18 protein-coding genes and 1 pseudogene are annotated in these 17708 nt (G+C 72.3%); 10 read left to right on the top strand and 9 right to left on the bottom strand.

Going from position 1 to position 17708, the window contains the following annotated elements; all coding sequences use genetic code 11:
• The first annotated feature begins 1 nt into the window (after nucleotide 1).
• Entirely contained in the window at nucleotides 2–436 is a 435-nt protein-coding gene (locus ACPPVO_RS27605) for an Lrp/AsnC family transcriptional regulator (RefSeq protein WP_360370482.1), read from the top strand.
• A gap of 3 nt (nucleotides 437–439) precedes the next feature.
• Here ACPPVO_RS27605 and ACPPVO_RS27610 read toward each other — a convergent pair whose 3' ends face one another.
• Genes ACPPVO_RS27610 through metX form a run of 3 tightly spaced genes read right to left on the bottom strand, consistent with a single transcriptional unit; the run spans nucleotide 440 to nucleotide 3416 of the window.
• On the bottom strand, nucleotides 440–919 hold the full coding sequence (locus tag ACPPVO_RS27610; protein ID WP_426514057.1) for a CoA-binding protein: 480 nt from the start codon (nucleotides 917–919) through the stop codon (nucleotides 440–442).
• Entirely contained in the window at nucleotides 919–2244 is a 1326-nt protein-coding gene (locus ACPPVO_RS27615) for an O-acetylhomoserine aminocarboxypropyltransferase/cysteine synthase family protein (RefSeq protein WP_426514058.1), read from the bottom strand. The genes ACPPVO_RS27610 and ACPPVO_RS27615 overlap by 1 nt, the downstream gene beginning before the upstream one ends.
• Nucleotides 2245–2246: 2 nt before the next feature.
• The gene (gene metX / locus ACPPVO_RS27620; RefSeq protein ID WP_426514059.1) at nucleotides 2247–3416 is read right to left on the bottom strand and encodes a homoserine O-acetyltransferase MetX; all 1170 of its coding nucleotides are present in this window, start codon (nucleotides 3414–3416) and stop codon (nucleotides 2247–2249) included.
• A 61-nt stretch (nucleotides 3417–3477) separates the two neighbouring features.
• Here metX and ACPPVO_RS27625 point away from each other — a divergent pair, with 61 nt between their 5' ends.
• From ACPPVO_RS27625 to ACPPVO_RS27640, 4 genes are read left to right on the top strand one after another with little or no spacing between them, the layout of a single operon-like run.
• Nucleotides 3478–4026, top strand: a complete 549-nt coding sequence (locus ACPPVO_RS27625; protein WP_360370491.1) for an OsmC family protein — start codon at nucleotides 3478–3480, stop codon at nucleotides 4024–4026.
• On the top strand, nucleotides 4019–5230 hold the full coding sequence (locus ACPPVO_RS27630) for an NAD(P)-binding domain-containing protein (protein ID WP_426514060.1): 1212 nt from the start codon (nucleotides 4019–4021) through the stop codon (nucleotides 5228–5230). The genes ACPPVO_RS27625 and ACPPVO_RS27630 overlap by 8 nt, the downstream gene beginning before the upstream one ends.
• Nucleotides 5231–5248: 18 nt before the next feature.
• Nucleotides 5249–6244, top strand: a complete 996-nt coding sequence (locus ACPPVO_RS27635) for a carbohydrate kinase family protein (protein WP_426514061.1) — start codon at nucleotides 5249–5251, stop codon at nucleotides 6242–6244.
• Nucleotides 6241–7398, top strand: a complete 1158-nt coding sequence (locus ACPPVO_RS27640; protein WP_426514062.1) for a 6-phospho-beta-glucosidase — start codon at nucleotides 6241–6243, stop codon at nucleotides 7396–7398. Before ACPPVO_RS27635 ends, ACPPVO_RS27640 begins: the two co-directional genes overlap by 4 nt.
• A gap of 4 nt (nucleotides 7399–7402) precedes the next feature.
• Here ACPPVO_RS27640 and ACPPVO_RS27645 read toward each other — a convergent pair whose 3' ends face one another.
• The 3 genes from ACPPVO_RS27645 to soxR form a co-directional block, all read right to left on the bottom strand.
• Nucleotides 7403–8494, bottom strand: coding sequence for a cellulose binding domain-containing protein (locus ACPPVO_RS27645; protein ID WP_426514063.1), 1092 nt, complete (start codon nucleotides 8492–8494; stop codon nucleotides 7403–7405).
• A gap of 112 nt (nucleotides 8495–8606) precedes the next feature.
• Nucleotides 8607–9947 carry a nucleoside 2-deoxyribosyltransferase domain-containing protein gene (locus tag ACPPVO_RS27650; RefSeq protein ID WP_426514064.1) on the bottom strand — a complete coding sequence of 447 codons (1341 nt, stop codon included), beginning with the start codon at nucleotides 9945–9947 and terminating at the stop codon, nucleotides 8607–8609.
• Nucleotides 9944–10342 (bottom strand): redox-sensitive transcriptional activator SoxR, encoded by a 399-nt coding sequence (gene soxR, locus ACPPVO_RS27655; protein WP_360370508.1) that lies wholly within the window; start codon nucleotides 10340–10342, stop codon nucleotides 9944–9946. The genes ACPPVO_RS27650 and soxR overlap by 4 nt, the downstream gene beginning before the upstream one ends.
• Before the next feature lie 56 nt (nucleotides 10343–10398).
• Here soxR and ACPPVO_RS27660 point away from each other — a divergent pair, with 56 nt between their 5' ends.
• The 3 genes from ACPPVO_RS27660 (at nucleotide 10399) to ACPPVO_RS27670 (ending at nucleotide 13566) form a co-directional block, all read left to right on the top strand.
• Nucleotides 10399–11577, top strand: a complete 1179-nt coding sequence (locus ACPPVO_RS27660; protein WP_426514065.1) for an NAD(P)H-binding protein — start codon at nucleotides 10399–10401, stop codon at nucleotides 11575–11577.
• A gap of 296 nt (nucleotides 11578–11873) precedes the next feature.
• A complete protein-coding gene (locus ACPPVO_RS27665; RefSeq protein WP_426514066.1) occupies nucleotides 11874–12302 on the top strand; it encodes a carboxymuconolactone decarboxylase family protein in 429 nt (142 codons plus the stop codon).
• Nucleotides 12303–12375: 73 nt separating this feature from the next.
• Nucleotides 12376–13566 carry a right-handed parallel beta-helix repeat-containing protein gene (locus tag ACPPVO_RS27670; protein ID WP_426514067.1) on the top strand — a complete coding sequence of 397 codons (1191 nt, stop codon included), beginning with the start codon at nucleotides 12376–12378 and terminating at the stop codon, nucleotides 13564–13566.
• A gap of 21 nt (nucleotides 13567–13587) precedes the next feature.
• Here the strand turns inward: ACPPVO_RS27670 and ACPPVO_RS27675 are convergent, their stop codons facing one another.
• From ACPPVO_RS27675 to ACPPVO_RS27685, 3 genes and pseudogenes are all read right to left on the bottom strand, one after another.
• Nucleotides 13588–14604 (bottom strand): proline racemase family protein, encoded by a 1017-nt coding sequence (locus tag ACPPVO_RS27675; protein WP_426514703.1) that lies wholly within the window; start codon nucleotides 14602–14604, stop codon nucleotides 13588–13590.
• Nucleotides 14605–14649: 45 nt separating this feature from the next.
• Nucleotides 14650–14898 (bottom strand): annotated as a pseudogene (locus ACPPVO_RS27680) (IS5 family transposase); the annotation flags it as partial.
• 10 nt (nucleotides 14899–14908) lie between these two features.
• Nucleotides 14909–15322 (bottom strand): winged helix-turn-helix transcriptional regulator, encoded by a 414-nt coding sequence (locus ACPPVO_RS27685; RefSeq protein WP_426514068.1) that lies wholly within the window; start codon nucleotides 15320–15322, stop codon nucleotides 14909–14911.
• Between the two features lie 119 nt (nucleotides 15323–15441).
• Here ACPPVO_RS27685 and ACPPVO_RS27690 point away from each other — a divergent pair, with 119 nt between their 5' ends.
• Together ACPPVO_RS27690 and ACPPVO_RS27695 are read left to right on the top strand one after the other, a co-directional pair.
• The gene (locus ACPPVO_RS27690) at nucleotides 15442–16296 is read left to right on the top strand and encodes an NmrA family NAD(P)-binding protein (RefSeq protein ID WP_426514069.1); all 855 of its coding nucleotides are present in this window, start codon (nucleotides 15442–15444) and stop codon (nucleotides 16294–16296) included.
• 203 nt (nucleotides 16297–16499) lie between these two features.
• Complete coding sequence (locus ACPPVO_RS27695) at nucleotides 16500–17486, top strand: SMP-30/gluconolactonase/LRE family protein (RefSeq protein WP_426514070.1); 987 nt, start codon at nucleotides 16500–16502, stop codon at nucleotides 17484–17486.
• The last annotated feature ends 222 nt before the right edge of the window (nucleotides 17487–17708 follow it).

Raw genomic sequence — 17708 nt, forward strand, 5'->3', positions numbered from 1 at the left:
GATGATCGACGACGTCGACCGGCGGCTGCTCGCCGAGCTGCAGCGCGACGCCCGGGCCTCGCTCACGGCGCTGGCCGCGGCCATCCACCTGGGCGTGTCGGCGACCCGGGCCCGGCTGCTCAGCCTGGAGGAGCGGGGCGTGATCACCGGGTACACGGCGCGGGTCGACCCGGCCGCGTGCGGGCTGCCGCTGCGGGCGGTGGTGCGGATGAAGGTGCACGGGGCGCTGTACGACCAGGTCGCGTCGGTGCTGGAGCGCGAGCCGCAGATCGTGCGGTGCGTGCGGGTGACCGGCGAGGCCTGCTACGTGGCCGAGGTGCTGGCGGCCGACATGCCGGACCTGGCCCGCATCACCGGCGAGCTGGCCCGGATCGGCTCGATCACCACGGATCTCGTGTACGAGGTCGTGCTGGACCGCGCCGTCCCGGGCCGCTGAGCGTCACTGCAGGCCGGTGCGCACCGACGTGATGCGCTGGGTGTTGAAGCCCAGCCAGTGCATGCGCCCGACGTACCGCGCATGCTCGATCTTGATGCAGCGGTCGACGACCACGTCCAGGCCCGCGTCGGCCGCGATCTGCGTGCCCTCCTCGCTGATGACGCCGAACTGGCACCACAGCGACTTGGCGTGTACGGCGACCGCCTCGCGGGCGACGCCCGGCACGGCCGGCGGCGCGCGGAAGACGTTCACGACGTCGATCGGCACCGGCACGTCGGCCAGGCTCGGGTAGCTCTTCTCGCCGAGGATCTGCGACTCGCGCGGGTTGACCGGGATGACCGTGTACCCGTGGCGCTTGAGGTAGTACCCGACGAAGTAGCTGGCCCGCAGCTCGTTGGCGGACAGGCCGACGATCGCGACGGTGCCCCCGGTGTGCAGGACACGCTGGATCGTGGTCGGGTTCTGGTACCGCTCAAGGTCCATCAGACCGCCTTGCTGACGTAGGTGAAGCCCTGCTCGAGGTCCCAGATCAGGTCGGGCACGCTCTCGGTGCCGACCGACAGGCGCACGGTGCCCGGCCCGACCCCGGACGCGGCCAGCTCGGCGTCGCTGAGCTGGCGGTGGGTGGTGCTGGCCGGGTGGATGACGAGGCTCTTGGCGTCGCCGACGTTGGCCAGGTGCGACCAGAGCTGCACGCCCCGGATGAGGTTCTGCCCGCCCTCGCGGCCGCCGGCGCAGTCGAAGGAGAAGACCGCCCCGGCGCCGCGCGGCAGGTACTTCTCCACGAGCGCCTTGTACCGGCTGCCGGGAAGGCCCGCGTAGGTCACGTTCGAGGCGAGCTCGTGCGCCTCCAGGAACTGCGCGACGGCCAGGGCGTTGGTGACGTGCCGCTCCATGCGCAGCGAGAGCGTCTCCAGGCCCTGCAGGAACAGGAACGCGTTGAACGGCGAGAGCGCCGCCCCGAGGTCGCGCAGCGTCTCGGCGCGCAGCTTCATGAGGTACCCGTAGGCGCCGAACGTCTCGTGGAACTGCAGCCCGTGGTAGGCCGGCGACGGGTCGGCGACCACCGGGAAGCGCCCGTTGGACCAGTCGAAGGTGCCCGCCTCGACGACGACGCCGCCGATGCTGGTGCCGTGCCCGCCGATGAACTTCGTCGCCGAGTGCACGACGATGTCGGCGCCCCACTCGATCGGCCGGCACAGGTACGGCGTGGCGAACGTGTTGTCCACGATGAGCGGCAGCCCGTGCTCGTGCGCGACCGCGGCGACGGCGGCGATGTCGAGCACGTTGCCGGCCGGGTTGCCGATCGTCTCGGCGAAGAACGCCTTCGTGTTCGGGCGCACCGCGGCCCGCCAGGCGTCCACGTCGTCGGGGTCGACCCAGGCCAGCTCCACGTGCATCTTGCGCAGCAGGTGCTTGAGCTGGTTGACGGTGCCGCCGTACAGCGCCGAGGACGACACGACGTGGTCCCCGGGCTCGAGCAGCGTGAACAGCGCGGCCGCCTGCGCCGCGATGCCGCTGGCGAACGCGACGGCGCCGGTGCCGCCCTCGAGGTTGGCGACGCGCTCCTCGAAGACGGCGACGGTCGGGTTCATGATGCGCGAGTACGTGTTGCCGTACTCCTGCAGGTTGAAGTACGCGGCCGCCGACTCCGGGTCCTCGAACACGTAGCTGGTGGTCTGGAAGATCGGTACCGCGCGGGCGCCGGTGTTCGGGTCGGGCCGCTGCCCGGCGTGCAGCTGCCGGGTCTCGAAGCCGAACTCGTGGTCCTGCTCGGCCTTGAAGGAACGGGACGGAACGTCGGTCACGGTCACCCCAGGAATCGCTTGATGATGGGCGTCTGCCGGGCCTCTTCGAGCAGGAAGCAGTCATGCCCGTACGGCGCCTCGATCAGGTGGAACTCTACCGTCTTGCCGAGCTCGCCCAGGGCGGCCGCGATGTCCTGCGAGGCGGCGGGCGGGTACAGCCAGTCGGAGCTGAACGCGATGAGCAGCGTGCGCGCCCGCAGCCCGGCCAGTGCCGCGGTCAGCGAGCCGCCGCCGTGCTCGCGGGCCAGGTCGAAGTAGGTCAGCGCGCGGGACAGGTAGAGGTACGTGTTCGCGTCGAAGCGCCGCACGAACGAGCCGGCCTGGTGGCGCAGGTAGCTCTCGACCTGGAACTCGGGCTCGGTGAGCGTGTACCGCACGTCGGTGCCGTGCTGCAGGCGCCGGTCGAAGCGGTCCTGCAGGGCCGGGGCGGACAGGTAGGTGATGTGCCCCACCATCCGGGCCACGCCCATGCCGGCCTCGGGCGCGCGGCCCGTGCCGTGGTAGTGACCGTCCTGCCACGCCGGGTCGCCCATGATGGACTCGCGGGCGATGGCGTTCCAGGCCACGCCCTGCGGGTGCAGCGCGTGGGTGCTGGCGATGACCACGATCGCGTCGACGGCGTCCGGGTACAGCACCGCCCACTCCAGGGCCTGCATGCCGCCCAGTGACCCGCCGGCGACCGCGGCGAGCCGCTCGATGCCGAGCTCGCGCAGCAGGGCACGCTCGGTGCGCACCATGTCGGCGACCGTGATGACCGGAAAGTCCGACCCGTACGGCTTGCCGGTGTCGGGGTTCGTCGACGACGGGCCGGTGGTGCCGCGGCAGCCGCCGAGCAGGTTCGTGCACACGACGTGGTACCGGTCGGTGTCGAACGCCTTCCCCGGCCCGATCATGCCGTCCCACCATCCGAGAGCTTTACCGGCCGCGCCGTCGCGGTCCTCGGCGGCGAAACCGTCGCGGGTCCCGGCCGTCTGCGGGCTCGCCGACAGGCCGGCCGCGTGCGCGTCGCCGCTGAGCGCGTGGCACACGAGGATGACATTGTCCCGCGCGGGGGCCAGGTTGCCGTATGTCTCATACGCGACTCGGACGGAATGCAGCTCGCGCCCGCAGTCAAGCTGGACGGGAGTTGGTAGGTCGAGGTACTGCGTCTCGGCGTTCAGTGTATTGTCCATCGCCCTAGTGGGTGTTATAGGTAATCGGGCCAGGAAATTCAGTAATGTAGAGGAGTTTCGGATGAGCTCGGCGAATAACGGAGTCAACGTACAGGCGCTGCTGGACGCCCGCCAGGCACTCAAGGACGCCCCCGAGGCCGCGCAGTTCACCTGGCGAGCCTCGTCGCGCTGGGACAACGGCGTTCACAGCACCACCACCATCGAGAAGTTCTTCGGCCTCGGCACGGAGCAGACGCACAAGGCGGCCTCGACGTTCGAGGCCGACCACCCGGCCGTGTTCGCGGCCGAGGACAACGGCATCACCCCGATCGAGTATCTCCTCGTCGGGCTCGCCGGGTGCCTCACCGCCGGTGTGGCGAGTGTCGCTCAGAACCGAGGCATCCAGCTGCGCTCGGTCGAGGCGCACGTCGAGGGCCAGCACGACATCCGGGGCATCCTCGGCGCCGACAGTGACGTGCGCAACGGCTTCGAGGGCGTGAAGGTCACCTTCAACATCGACGCCGACGCCTCCCGCCAGGAGATCGAGGCCCTCGTCGCGCAGTCGCAGAAGCGCTCCGCCGTCTTCGACGCGCTCACCAACCCGACCGACGTCACGGTCGAAGTTGCCTGAGCACGTCCCCGCGGTCGTCGTCGGGGCCGGCCATGCCGGCCTCGCGGCGAGCCACTTTCTGCGCCGGCACGGCATCGACCACGTCGTGCTGGAGCGCGGTGAGGTCGCGAACTCGTGGCGGCGCGAGCGCTGGGACTCGCTGCGCCTGCTCACGCCGAACTGGCTGACCCGGCTGCCCGGGCAGTCGTACGAGGGGCCCGACCCCGACGGGTACATGACCAGCGGCGAGGTGGCCGAGTTCATCTCGCGGTTCGCGGCCGGGGCCCCGGTGCGCACGGGCACGCCGGTCACCTCCCTGCGGCCCGCGGACGGCGGCTTCGTGGTCAACGACGAGCTGCACGCCCGCGCGGTGGTCATCGCCAGCGGCGCCTGCAACACGCCGGTCGTCCCGGCGTTCGCGGCCGCGCTGCCGTCCTCGATCACGCAGATCACGCCGCATCGGTACCGCGGGCCGGCCGACCTGCCCGAGGGTGGCGTGCTCGTCGTCGGCGCCTCCGCGACCGGCGTGCAGCTGGCGGCCGAGCTGCACCGCTCGGGCCGCAAGGTCACCCTGTCGGTGGGCGAGCACGTGCGTATGCCGCGGCTGTACCGCGGCCGCGACGTGCTGTGGTGGATGGACGCCACGGGCGTGTGGGACCAGCGCCACGACGAGATCGACGACCTGGAGCGGGCCCGCAAGCTCTCCTCGCCGCAGCTGGTCGGCGACGAGAAGCGCCGCACCCTCGACCTCAACGCGCTCACCGACCTGGGCGTGGAAGTGGTCGGGCGGTGGGCCGCGCTGCGCGACGGGAAGGCCCTGTTCTCCGGCGGCCTGCGCAACCTGTTCGCGCTCGCCGACCTCAAGCTCGTGCGGCTGCTCGACACGTTCGACGCGTGGGCCGGCGACGGCCCGGGGGAGCGCCCCGAGTCGACCCGGGTGCCCGCCTCGACGCGGCTGCAGCTCGACCTCACCGGCGGGGAGATCCGCACGGTGGTCTGGGCGACCGGGTTCCGGCCCGACTACACGTGGCTGGACGTGCCGGTGGTCGACGCCAAGGGCCGGCTCCGCCACGACGGCGGGGTGGCCGAGGGGGTCTCCGGGCTGTACGCGCTGGGCCTGCCCGTGCTGCGCCGGCGCAAGTCGACGTTCATCCACGGCATCGAGGACGACGCGCGCGACGTCACCGATCATCTTGCCCGTTTCCTACTGGGCCGATCGACTTAACCGGCATATGGTGTCGGCATGGACCTGTTCGTGTCCGGCGTCGTGTTCCTGGACATCGTCTTCACCGGCCTGCACCGCCTGCCGCGGCCCGGCGAGGAGACCTGGGCGCCCGGGATGGGCTCCTCGCCGGGCGGCATCGCCAACCTCGCCGTAGCGGCCTCCCGGCTCGGGCTGCAGACCGGCCTCGGGGCCGCGTTCAGCACCGACGCCTACGGCGAGTTCTGCCGCGACGTGCTGCGCGAGCAGGACGTCGACCTGCGCCCGTCGCGCTGCTTCGAGGACTGGCACTCGCCGGTGACGGTCTCGCTGGCGTACGAGCGCGACCGCAGCATGATCACCCACGGGCACCCGGCCCCGGTCGGCCCCGACGGCCTCGTCGGCGAGCTGCCCGCCGCCCGGGCCGCGTCGGTCAGCCTGACCGGCGAGCGCCTGCCCTGGGTACGCCGGGCCGCCCGGTCCGGCACGCTGGTCTTCGCCGACGTCGGCTGGGACGACAGCGCCGAGTGGCCCGCGGCCGCGCTCGACGCACTCGAGGACTGCCACGCCTTCCTGCCCAACGCCGTCGAGGCCATGCACTACACCCGCACCGACTCCCCGCGGGCGGCCCTGCACCGCCTCGCCGACCGGGTGCCGGTCGCGGTGGTCACCTGCGGCGCCGACGGCGCCCTGGCGATCGACGCGGCCACCGGCGAGACGGTCAGCGCCCCGCCGGTGCCGGTGGAGGCCCTCGACCCGACCGGCGCCGGCGACGTGTTCACCGCCGGCTTCATCGCCGCGACCCTCTGGCAACGCCCGCTGCGGGAGCGGCTCGCCTTCGCCAACCTGGTCGCCGCCCTGTCGGTGCGGCACTTCGGCGGCTCGCTGTCGGCGCCGGGCTGGAGCGACATCGCCGCCTGGCGGGCCACCGTACGCGACGAGGCGTACGACTTCCTGGACGACCTCGTCCCCGCGGGCGGGCCGAGCCGGATCCGCCGCGCCATGGCCACCATCGCCCGGCTGCCCGATGCCGCGTGAGGCTCACCATCCTGGGCGGCGGCGGCTTCCGGGTGCCGCTCATCCACCGCGCGCTGCTGCGTGACCCGCTCGCCGGCCACGTCGTGCTCCACGACACCGACCCGGGACGGCTCGCGGCCATCGAACGGGTGCTGGCCGCCCAGGCCCGCGGGGCCGCCGCCGCGCCGCGGGTGACCGCGACGACCGACCTCACCGCGGCCCTCACCGGCGCCGACGTCGTGTTCTCGGCGATCCGCGTGCACGGCCTCGCCGGGCGCGTCCTCGACGAGCGGATCGCGATCGCCGAGGGCGTGCTCGGCCAGGAGACCGTCGGCGCCGGTGGGCTGTCGTTCGGGCTGCGCACCGTCCCCGTCGCGACCGGCATCGCCCGGCGCATCGCCGCGGTCGCGCCGCGGGCCTGGGTCGTCAACTTCACGAACCCGGCCGGCCTGGTGACCGAGGCGATGGCCGCGCACCTCGGCGACCGCGTCATCGGCATCTGCGACTCGCCGGCCGGCCTGTGCCGCCGGTTCGCGCCCGGCGACCCCGCGCCCGACTACGCGGGCCTGAACCACCTCGGCTGGCTGCGCGCCGCAGGACGCTCGATCCCGAACGAGTACCTGCACTACTACGAGGACCCGCCCGGCCCCGCGCGGGGACCGACCCGCGGGGAGTTCCTGCAAGAGCAGCAATCGCAGTTGTACCGCCGGCTGGCCGACCCGCACGCGGACCCGCTGTCCGCCTGGGACGGCGTGCGCGCGGAGCGGGACGCGACCTACTTCGCGGCCGGGGAGGGCTCGGGCGGGTACGAGGACATCGCCTTAGCGCTCATGCGCGCCCTCACCGGCGGCGGCCCGGCCCGGCTCATCCTCAACGTGCGCAACGCCGGCACCCTGCCGCACCTGCCGGCCGACGCCGTCGTCGAGGTGTCGTGCACCGCGGACACCGACGGCGCCCGGCCGCGGCCCGTCACACCGCTCGACGCCGGCCAGGCCGCCCTGACCGCCGCGGTGAAGGCGAGCGAGCGCGCGGTGCTGGAGGCCGCGGCGACCGGTTCGGCCGCCGCGGCCCGCCGCGCGTTCGCGATCCACCCGCTGGTCGCCTCCGACGCGGTCGCCGGGCGCCTCCTGGCCGCGTACCGGCGGGCCTTCCCCGAGCTGGCGTACCTGCGGTGACGGTTCAGGACAGGAACGAGCCGTACCGGCCGTTGAGGATGCCGGTCTTCTGCGCCTGGCTGAAGTGGGTGTTGGGGTAGCTGTAGAACGACGCCGACATCGGCGTGCCGTCGGTCGAGGTCGAGTCCGGCAGCCCGAAGCCGTGGCCGAGCTCGTGGACCATCCCGCCGTACCAGCGGTTCATCGGGCCGTTGATGCCGGCCGCGCCGTCGGCGTCGTGGCCGCTCAGCGTGACCCAGCCGGGGCTCGCGCCGCCGCCGGACTTGCCGGCGTCCTCGGCGCTGATCTCGCCCACGCACAGCCACCGGCTGTCCGGGTTGCTGATGCCGAACCGGCGCATGAGCTCCTGGTGCATGTTGCCGACCACGCACCAGTACCGGTCGCCGTTGGGGTCGCAGTTCGTGTTGATGTACCAGTTGCGGTCGTGCTCGCCGTTGACGACCTCGACCACGGTGGCGTTCAGCGTGAACGTCTTGCCCAGCTCCTGCTTGTAGTACCGCTGCGCCTCCCGCATCACCGCGGCGATGCCGTCGGGGTAGCGCTGGTCGAAGGCCACGTCCGTAGGCTTGAGCCAGAACACCCGCACGGTCCGCAGCGCCGGCCCGGCCGGGGTGCCGGTGGCGCTCGGCGTCGGCGACGGCGTGGCGGACCGGGTCGGCGACGCGGTCGCCGTCGGGTCGACGGCGCCGGTGCAGGCGACGTTGTTGAGCCGGAACGCCGTCGGTACCGCGTTGGTGCCGGTCCAGGCACCGTTGAACCCGAACGAGGCGGTGGCCCCGGTGCCGATGGCCGCGTTGTAGCCGACGTTCGTGGCCGACACGTTCGCGCCGCTCTGCGTCACGGTGGCGTTCCAGGCCTGGGTGACGGTCTGGCCGTTGGCGAAGGCCCAGGTCAGCGTCCAGCCGTTGACCGGGTCGCCGAGGTTCGTGACGGCCACGCCGGCGCCGAAGCCGCCCTGCCACTGCGAGCTGACGGTGTACGACACCCGGCAGCCGGCCGCGGCCGCGCTGGCCGTGGTGGCGACGACCGCCCCGCCCGCGGCGAGCCCGGCGGCGGCCGCGACGGCGACGAGGCGGCGGACCTGATGACGGTGCACGCGCTTCTCCTCTCATCAACGATCTCCGATGCCATGGCATCGCCACTCTGCGCGCCGAAAACCTTTTCGGCAAGCGGGCGTGAAACTTCCACCGGATCGTCGCGATCGGACGTCAGCCCAGGACCTGGGCCAGCATCCCCAGGGTCGGCCAGTCCACCAGGTTCCCGGCGCGGATGCCGGACCACGTGTGCAGCTCGACCCACGTGCGCTCGGTCGACCCGGCCTCGCCGAACGGGGTGCCGGCCGCTGCGCGCAGGCCGGCCACCTCGTTCGCGGTCAGCTCGGCCGAGAACAGGTGCGCGCGGTGCGCCGAGAGGGTGCCGGCCACCTGCCGGACGCCGTGCGAGCGCAGCCGGGACGCCGGGAGCGGCAGGCCCGTCTCCTCGTGGACCTCCGCCGCGGCCTGCTCCCGTGCCGAAAGGTTTTCGGGCCCGGCGCCGCCCGGCAGCTCGTGGATGAAGCCGTCCGGGGTCGTCGCCGTGGAGCGGAACTCGCGGACGAGCACCACCAGGGTCTCGCCCGGCGTCGCCCCGCGGTGGAAGAGCACGACGCTGGACAGGTCCGGGCGCGCCAGGACGATCTGCCCGGTCTTGACCCGGTCCTCGCCGGCCACGCGGATGTCCGTGCGCAGCGCCCAGTAGACGACCTGGCGGCGGGCCGGCCCGCGGCGGTACACCCACTCCACCCGGGCCCGCAGCAGCTCGTGGCCGGCGGCGGTCTGGGTGCGGTACCACTGCTGGAAGCTCCTGGTCCGCCAGACCAGCAGCGGCACCTCGCGCTCGCCGCCGGTCCGGCGCGCGCCCGGCGACAGGCCGTCGAGCGCGAGGTCGAGGGTGGCGGCCAGGTCCGCGGCGGCGGGCACGTGCTCGGCCCGCGCGCCCGCGGCGAGGTAGCGGTTCTTCGGGGCCGCGGGCGGGGCGCCGAAGACCGCCTTGCCGCTGCGGTGCCAGGTGCCCCACTCGACGTTGGTGGTGAACGCCGGCATCGTGACGGGCTCGCGCGGCACCCAGAAGACGATCCGGTCCGCGTGGTGCAGGCCGGCCTCCTCCCAGCCGATCTGCCCGTCGTAGTCGGGCACCACGCCGGTGGCGGGCTCGGGGGAGAAGACCACGAGGCGGCCGCCGGTCCAGCGCTGGCGCAGCAGCTGCACGGCCTCGGGCCGCCAGCTCGCGACGTCGGGTGTGCGCGGGGTCGGCCCGGCCAGGAACAGCGCGGCGTCCCACCAGGACGGCGGCTCGTCCGGCGGGGTGACCACCACGACCTCGTCGCCGGCCACGCCGTCGCGCACGGCCTCGTCACCGGCCACGCCTTTGCGCGCGGCCTCGTCACCGGCCACGCCTTTGCGCGCGGCCTCGTCACGGGCCACGCCTTTGCGCGCGGCCTCGTCACGGGCCACGCCTTCGCGTGGGGCGTCGTCGCCGGCCGCGCCTCCGCGCGGGGCCTCTTCGGTCACGACGCCTCCGCGCGCGGCTCGACCAGGGTGCACTCGCCGAAGGACAGGCAGCCGCAGCCCGCGCAGGCCGCGAACTGCTCCCGGTCGCGCTCCAGCCGGGCGATCCGCTCGTCGACCGCCTCGCCCCAGCACCGCGACGCGCGGCGCCAGAACGCGGCCGTCGGCGGCATGCCCGGGGGCAGGAACGCGAGCACCTCGCCGATCTGCACGAGCGGGATGCCGACCCGCTGGGAGGCGCGGATGAACGCGACCCGCCGCAGCGCAACGTCGTCGTAGCGGCGCTGGTTGGTGGCGTTGCGCCCGCTGCTGATGAGGCCCTGGCGCTCGTAGAAACGCAGCGCCGAGGCCGGCACGCCGCTGCGCCGGGACAGCTCGCCGATGGTGAGGGTGGTCACCCGCCGAGCCTAACGTCCTTGACGTGAACCTAGGTTCAACCCGTTGCATGGGGCGCATGACGGACATCGAGCGGGCCCTGGTGATCGGGGCCACGGGGAACATCGGCCGGATCGCGGTCGAGCTGCTGCGCGAGCGCGGCGTGCACGTGCGGGGCCTGGCCCGCGACGCGAGCGGCCTGCCGGACGGCGTCGAGGCGGTGAGCGCCGACGTGCACGACCTCGACGCGCTGGGCGCCGCGGCGGAGGGCATGGATGCGGTACTGCTGATCTGGCCGTCCCTGACCGCCGAGGGCGCCGACGACGTGGCGGCCCGGCTGCGCGGGCGGATCGTCTACGTCTCCGCGATGAGCGTCCGCGACGACGCCCCGCCGGAGCGCAACGGCGTCTGGGGCCAGGTCGAGGCCGCGATCCGGCGCCACACCGGCGACTGGACCTTCCTGCGCGCGAGCGGCTTCGCCACGAACGCGTTGCAGTGGGCGCCGGCGATCCGCGCGGGCGGGCCGGTCCGCATCCCATACCCGCGGGCGGCGCGCTCGCTCATCCACGAGCGCGACATCGCCGAGTCGGCGGTGGCGGCGATGACGGAGCCGGGCCACACCGGCCGCGCGTACGTCCTCACCGGCCCGGCCGCCATCACGCAGGAGGACCAGGTGCGCACGATCGGCCCGGCCCCGGTCGTGGCGGCGTCGCGCGAGGAGGCCCGCGCCGAGATGCTGGCCTGGGCCGATCCCGCCTTCGCCGACGGCGCGCTGGACTACTGGGCGTCCCTTGTGGACGAACCCGAGCCGGTCGCGGACGGCGTGCGCGAGCTGACCGGGCACCCGGCGCGCCCGTTCGCGCAGTGGGCCGCCGACCACGCCGCCGACTTCCGGCCGCTGTCCACGCCGGAGGTCGCGCGCCGCTACGCCGACGCGTTCGCGAAGGGCCGCATGGAGCGGGCGCTGCCGCTGTACGACCCCGCAGTGGTCCGGGCCGCGCCGCTGGAGGGCGGCGGGGAGCTGCGCGGGCTGGACGAGATCCTGGCGCACGCGGCGCGGCTCACCGCGGACCTGGACATCCACGGGGTCACCGTGCACGGCCCGTACGTCGGCGCCGACGGCTTCGCGGTCCGGTTCACCTTCGACCAGACCCGCCGCTCGACCGGCGAACGGTCGACGCTGACGAAGATGTCGCTGCTCACCGTCGAGCGCGGCGTCATCACTCGCGAGGACGTGCACTACTTCGATCCGGCGTGAGCGGTCCGGAGCGGAGCGGAGGGGCCGCTCACCATGGGCTCAGGGTTGTCGCGCCGCCGCCGGAGCTTGCGGAGGTGGCGGCGTGAGCGGTCCGGAGCGGAGCGGAGGGGCCGCTCACCGTGGGCTCAGGGTTGTCGCGCCGCCGCCGGAGCTTGCGGAGGTGGCGGCGTGAGCGGTCCGGAGCGGAGCGGAGGGGCCGCTCACCGTGAGCTCAGGGTTGGCGGCGTGAGCGTCGTCACAGCGGGAACTGTCACGCTTGCGGCGCGGATTCCCGTCGTCGAAGCATGGAACAACGAATGGAATGGGCGAAGGTCGTCCCCGACGGGTACGCGGTCATGTCGCAGCTGGAGCGGTACGGCCGTAGGACGGTCGAGCCCGGTCTGCTCCATCTGATCAAGATCCGTGCGTCGATCCTGAACGGCTGCGCGTTCTGCCTCGACATGCACACGACGGAGGCGCTCGCCGACGGCGACCACCAGCGCCGGCTGTTCGCGGTCGCCGCGTGGCGGGAGTCGACGCTGTTCGACGAGCGGGAGCGGGCCGCGTTCGCGCTGACCGACGCGCTGACCCGGCTCGGCGAGGACGGGGTCTCCGACGCGGTGTGGGCGGCCGCCCGCAAGCACTGGTCGGAGGAGGAGGTCGCGAACCTCGTCCTGGCCATCGGCATCATCAACGTGTGGAACCGCATCAGCGTGGCCGCCCGCCGGGCGACCCCGCCGCTGTAAGTTTCGCCATCCGTTGACCCGAGTCGATGCCTGGCCTAGCCTCGCGGGAAAGCGTTTTCCTCAGGAGGAAACCATGCATCGGTACCTTCCCGTGCTCGCGGCCGCCGCCTTGGCGACGGCCGCGGGCACCCTCGCCGCCCCCGCCCCCGCCGGCGCGGCCGCGGCCACGCTCTACGTCGCCCCCAACGGCTCCGACGCCAACGCCGGCACCCTCGCCGCCCCGCTCGCCACGATCCAGAAGGCGGTCGGCCTCGTCACCGCGGGCGGCACGATCGCCATGCGCGGGGGCACGTACGCGCTGACCACCAACGTCCAGATCACCAGGAGCGGCACCGCGTCGGCCCCGATCACCCTGACCGCGTACAACGGTGAGAAGGTGACCGTCGACGGCGAGGCGCTGGGCTACACCCCGGGCGCCGTCGGCTCGACCATCCCCAGTGGACAGCGCGGCGCCATCCACATGGAGGCCTCGTACTGGCGCATCGCCGGCCTGGAGATCGTGCACGGCCCGTACGCCGTCTACTGCAACAACTGCAACAACAACACGTTCGAGCGACTGTCCACCCACGACAATTACGAGACCGGCTTCCAGCTGCAGGGCACCTCGGCCAACAACCAGATCCTCAACCTGGACAGTTACAACAACCGCGACCCGCGCAAGAACGGCGAGAGCGCCGACGGCCTGGGCATCAAGGAGGGCAGCGGCACCGGCAACGTGGTGCGCGGCGCCCGCCTGTGGAACAACATCGACGACGGCCTCGACCTGTGGATGTTCACCTCGCCGGTGACGATCCAGAACACGATCGCCTACGGCAACGGCTACAACCGCTGGAACATCCCGAACTTCTCCGGCGACGGCAACGGCTTCAAGCTCGGCGGCAGCGGCGGCACCGGCCCGGCCGCGAACCATTCGGTCACGAACAGCTTCTCCTTCGCCAACGCCGCGCACGGCTTCACCGACAACGGCAACACCGGCACCATCACGGTCAGCCGCGACACCGCCTGGAACAACGCGAAGACCGGCTTCGACTTCGACGGCGGCTCCACCTCCAAGCTGACCGCCAACCTGGCCGTGGGGAACAAGACCACGGTCGCGCTGGGCAAGTCCACGGCGTCGGGCAACTCGTGGAACATCGGCGGCTCGTGGCCGCTGCAGAGCACCGACCAGTCCACGATCACCGGCCCGCGTACCGCCGACGGCTCCATAGCGTCGTCGAACTTCCTGGTCCCGGCCAACGGCCAGGCGGTGGGCGCGAAGATCTGACGTCCCGCCCCGGCGGGGCGCTCACCGCAGCACGAAGCCGGGGACGAGCGGGTCGGCGGGGTCGACGACGAAGGTGTGCTCGCCGGTCCGGTACGCCATGCCGGTGACCTGCGGCACGACGGCCGGGCGCCCGGCCGCCTCGACCGCGGCCACGACGGCCCCGGTGAACCGCGAACCGACGATCGACTCGTGGCGCAGCACCGCGCCGCCGGCCGTCACGCGGCCCTCGCCGGCGAGAACGGCGAGCCGTGCGCACGTGCCGGACCCGCACGGCGAACGGTCGACCTCCCCGTCGGCGAAGACCGTGACGTTGCGCTGGTACACCTGGCCGTCGACCTCGCCGAGGTCCTCGAACAGGATCGTGCCGTACACCCCGCTCAGCCGCGGATCGCCGGGGTGCACCGCGTGCTCGCTGTCGTTCAACGCCCACTTGACCTCGCGACCGAGCGCGATGAGGTCCCGATAGTCCGACGGGTGCACCGCCAGGCCCACGCTCGCGGCGTCGACGCTCGCGTAGATCGCCCCGCCGTAGCTGACGGTAACCTCGACGTCGCCGCGGGACGTGCCGAGCGCGACGTCGCGGGCGATGACGTAGCTCGGCACGTTGACGAAGTCCACGGCCACGGTACGTCCACCGGCGCGGTGCACCCGAGCGGTGACCCGGCCCGACGGCACGTCGACGACGACGTCGACCGAGCCGTCACCGGGCGCCGCGACCAGCCTGGTGTCGACCGCCCACGCGCCGAGGGCGATGGTGCCGTGCCCGCAGGCGGTGGAGAACCCGTCCTTGTGCCAGAACAACACACCCAGATGCGCGCCGTCGTCATCGGGCGGCACCACGAACCCGCCGTACATGTCGGCGTGCCCGCGCGGCTCGAAGCACAGCAGCTCACGCAGCGCCTGCGCGTCCGGGCTGTCCAGCGCACGCATCCGCCGCTCGGCCACGGTGGCGCCGGGCAACGGCACGGGCGGCGCGGCGACGATCCGGAACGGTTCCCCGGCGGTGTGGTAGTCGGCCGTCGACACGGCGAGTGGCATCACGCGTCCATCGTGGCGCAACCGCCCTAAGCCGTGTTTCGTAAGTCAGGGTCGGAGGTACTCGTTGATCGCGGTGATGACGACGGTCGCCTGGTAGCGGACGGCGAGCTTGTCGTATCTCGTGGCCATACCGCGGTGACGCTTGAGCCGGTTGATGCCGCACTCCACGGCGTGGCGCTGCTTATAGCGTTCGGGGTCGAACGCCGGGGGCCGGCCGCCCTTCGGCCCAAGCTTGCGCCGGTTCGCGGCGTGGTCTGCCTTGATCGGGATAGTCGCCGGGATGCCACGGCTGCGGCGGCATTCCTCAACGTCGTTTTCCGGCACGGTCGTCGTACTCCTCGCGGGCGGCGACGACTTCCTCGATGTGCCCCACCGACCACTCCGTGAGCGCCTTCAGGGGACCTCGCAGCGTCTGACCGAGCGGCGTCAACTCGTACTCCACGCGGATGGGCGCCTCCGGGTACACCGTCCGCAGGAGCAGCCCATCGCGTTCGAGCGTGCGCAGCGTCTGGGTGAGCATCTTCTCGCTCACCCCCGCGAGCTGCCGCTGCAGCTGGGTGAACCGGCACGCCCCGTGCCTGCCGAGCTCGCCGAGTACGAGCACCGCCCACTTGCTGCCGATCTGGTCGAGCAGGTCACGCGAAGGGCAGCCACGCGTGTACGGATCCCACGTCGGCATGGGCTCGATCACTTCCTGGGCAGTCGCCACAATCCTCACCTCGACACTTTCGTCCGGGTGACCACCTTACCTGCAAGTGGCTTCTTACCAAAGGAGAGCGACCAGTTCATCGTGGGTTTCACGCCGCGGGAAGTCCGCAGCAGGAAGGAACGACACTCATGTCGATCGTTGTCACCGCAGCCTCCGGACAGCTGGGCAGGCTCACTGTCGAAGCGCTACTGGCCCGCGGAGTGCCGGCCTCCGACATCGTCGCGACCAGCCGTGACGTCGCCAGGATCAAGGACTTCGCCGACCGCGGCGTCGTGGTGCGCCGAGCCGACTTCGCCGAGCCGGACAGCCTCCCCGGGGCCTTCGAGGGCGCGGACAAGCTCCTGCTGATATCCACCACGACCGTGGACGAGCGCGTCGCTAACCACCGCCGCGCCATCGACGCCGCGGTGGCGGCGGGCGCGTCGCTCGTCGCGTACACGAGCATGCTGCACGCGGACACGGCCACCTCGGTCCTCGGCGTCACCCACTACGCCACCGAGCAGGACCTGCGCGACCGTGTCCCCAGCGTGATGCTGCGCAACGGCTGGTACCTGGAGAACTACACCGCCCAACTCCCGCAGGTGCTGCACGGCGGAGCCGTCGTCGGGGCGGCCGGCCAGGGAAGGATCAGCGCCGCGACCCGGGCCGACTACGCCGACGCCGCCGCGGTCGCGCTCAGCACCGGCGGCCACGTCGGCAAGGTCTACGAACTCGGTGGAGACGAGGCATTCACCCTGGCCGAGCTGGCCGCGGCGATCTCGGCCGCCACCGGGAAGCAGATCGAGTACACCGATCTGCCGGCCGACGGGTTCGCCCGGGTGCTGACCGAGGCCGGCGTACCCGCCGAGCTGGCGCACGTTCTTGTCGACGTCGACCTCGCCATGAGCCGGGGTGAGCTGTTCACCGACTCCGGCGACCTGCGGCGCCTGATCGGACGGCCGGCCGCGAGCCCTGCCGAGGCGATCGCCGCCGCCTTGCGCTGACAACGGGGCCCGGCACCGGAGCGCGTCCAGGCCGACGCCGATCACCCCTGCCGTGATCGAGGACCGAATCACGCGCCCCACCGCGCCAAGCAACACCCTCAACCCGGCACAGACGTACGCAGCCGACCAGCCTCAACAGGCGGCGGAACTCCTTATCAACAAGCTCGTATCTCCCTCCCCGTCATCCGGAAAGGTGCTTCACGATGTCTACCCGAACCAGCGCACACGCCACCTGGCGGCGCGCGCTCCTCACCCTCACCGCGACGTCCGCCGCCCTGGCCGCCCTCACTGTTCCCGCCACTGCCGCGACGGCCCATGACCACGAGGACAGCGCCTCCACGATCACGATCAACGGCAGCAATGCCTACCCCGAAAGCGTCGCGGCCGATCATCACTACGTCTACACCGGCAGCATTGCCGACGGCACCGTCTACCGCGGACGCCTCGGGACGAAGACGCTCGAACCGTTCCTGCCCGCCGGCCAGGACGGCCGTACTTCGGTCACCGGGATCAAGATCGCCGGCAACCGTGTGCTGATCGCCGGCGCCTTCACCGGACGCTTCTTCATCTACACCAGCACCGGGAAGCTCGTTTCCAGCTACACCGTCCCCGACACGGGCGAGCCGACCCTCGTCAACGACGCAGCCGTCACCCCCGACGGGGACGTCTACATCACCGACTCCTTCCGCCCCGTCGTCTACCGGATCCCCGCCGCCGAGGTGAACGCACCCGCCACCGCCGCCCACCGGACCCTGGAGGTGGCCTACCAACTACCGGACTACGTAGCCGGCCAGTCCAACAGCAACGGCATCGCCACCACCCCCGACGGCAAATCACTGATCATCGGCTACTACTACAGCGGCGCGCTCTACCGGCTCACCCTCGCCACCGGCAAGACCCGCAAGATCGTGGCACCGGCACTGCCCAGCGCCGACGGGATCGTCCGGCAAGGAAACACCCTCTACATCGCCCGTGCCGAGAACAACCAGGTCGACAGCCTGCGACTGTCCGGGGACGCCACCCAGGCAGCCATCGTCGCCACCCGCACCTACCCCGGGGCTGACACCACCACCGGTGTCGCCGTGAGCGGGGACCGGCTACTGGTGACCAACTCCCAGATGGACACCTACCTGTTCGGCGATCCCCAGACCAGCCCCGTGTTCACCCTCGAAAGCCTGCCACTGCACTGACGCTCCCCCACCCCGGGCGACGGCGAGCGGGATGATCGCGAGAGCATCCCGCTCGCCTTCCTGGCCTCGACCCGGCGGGTGCACGCGAAGGCCATCGGCCGAAGCGGACCGAGCGCAACGAATTCGGGCCGGATGACTCGATCGCGGCCGTCGCTCGACGTTGAGTCAGGTGGACAAGAAGTGCTGTAGGGCCTCAGCCGTTTCGCCTGGCTGTTCCTCGGC

The sequence above is a fragment of the Dactylosporangium sp. McL0621 genome (genome assembly GCF_049995355.1).
Classification (GTDB): domain Bacteria; phylum Actinomycetota; class Actinomycetes; order Mycobacteriales; family Micromonosporaceae; genus Dactylosporangium.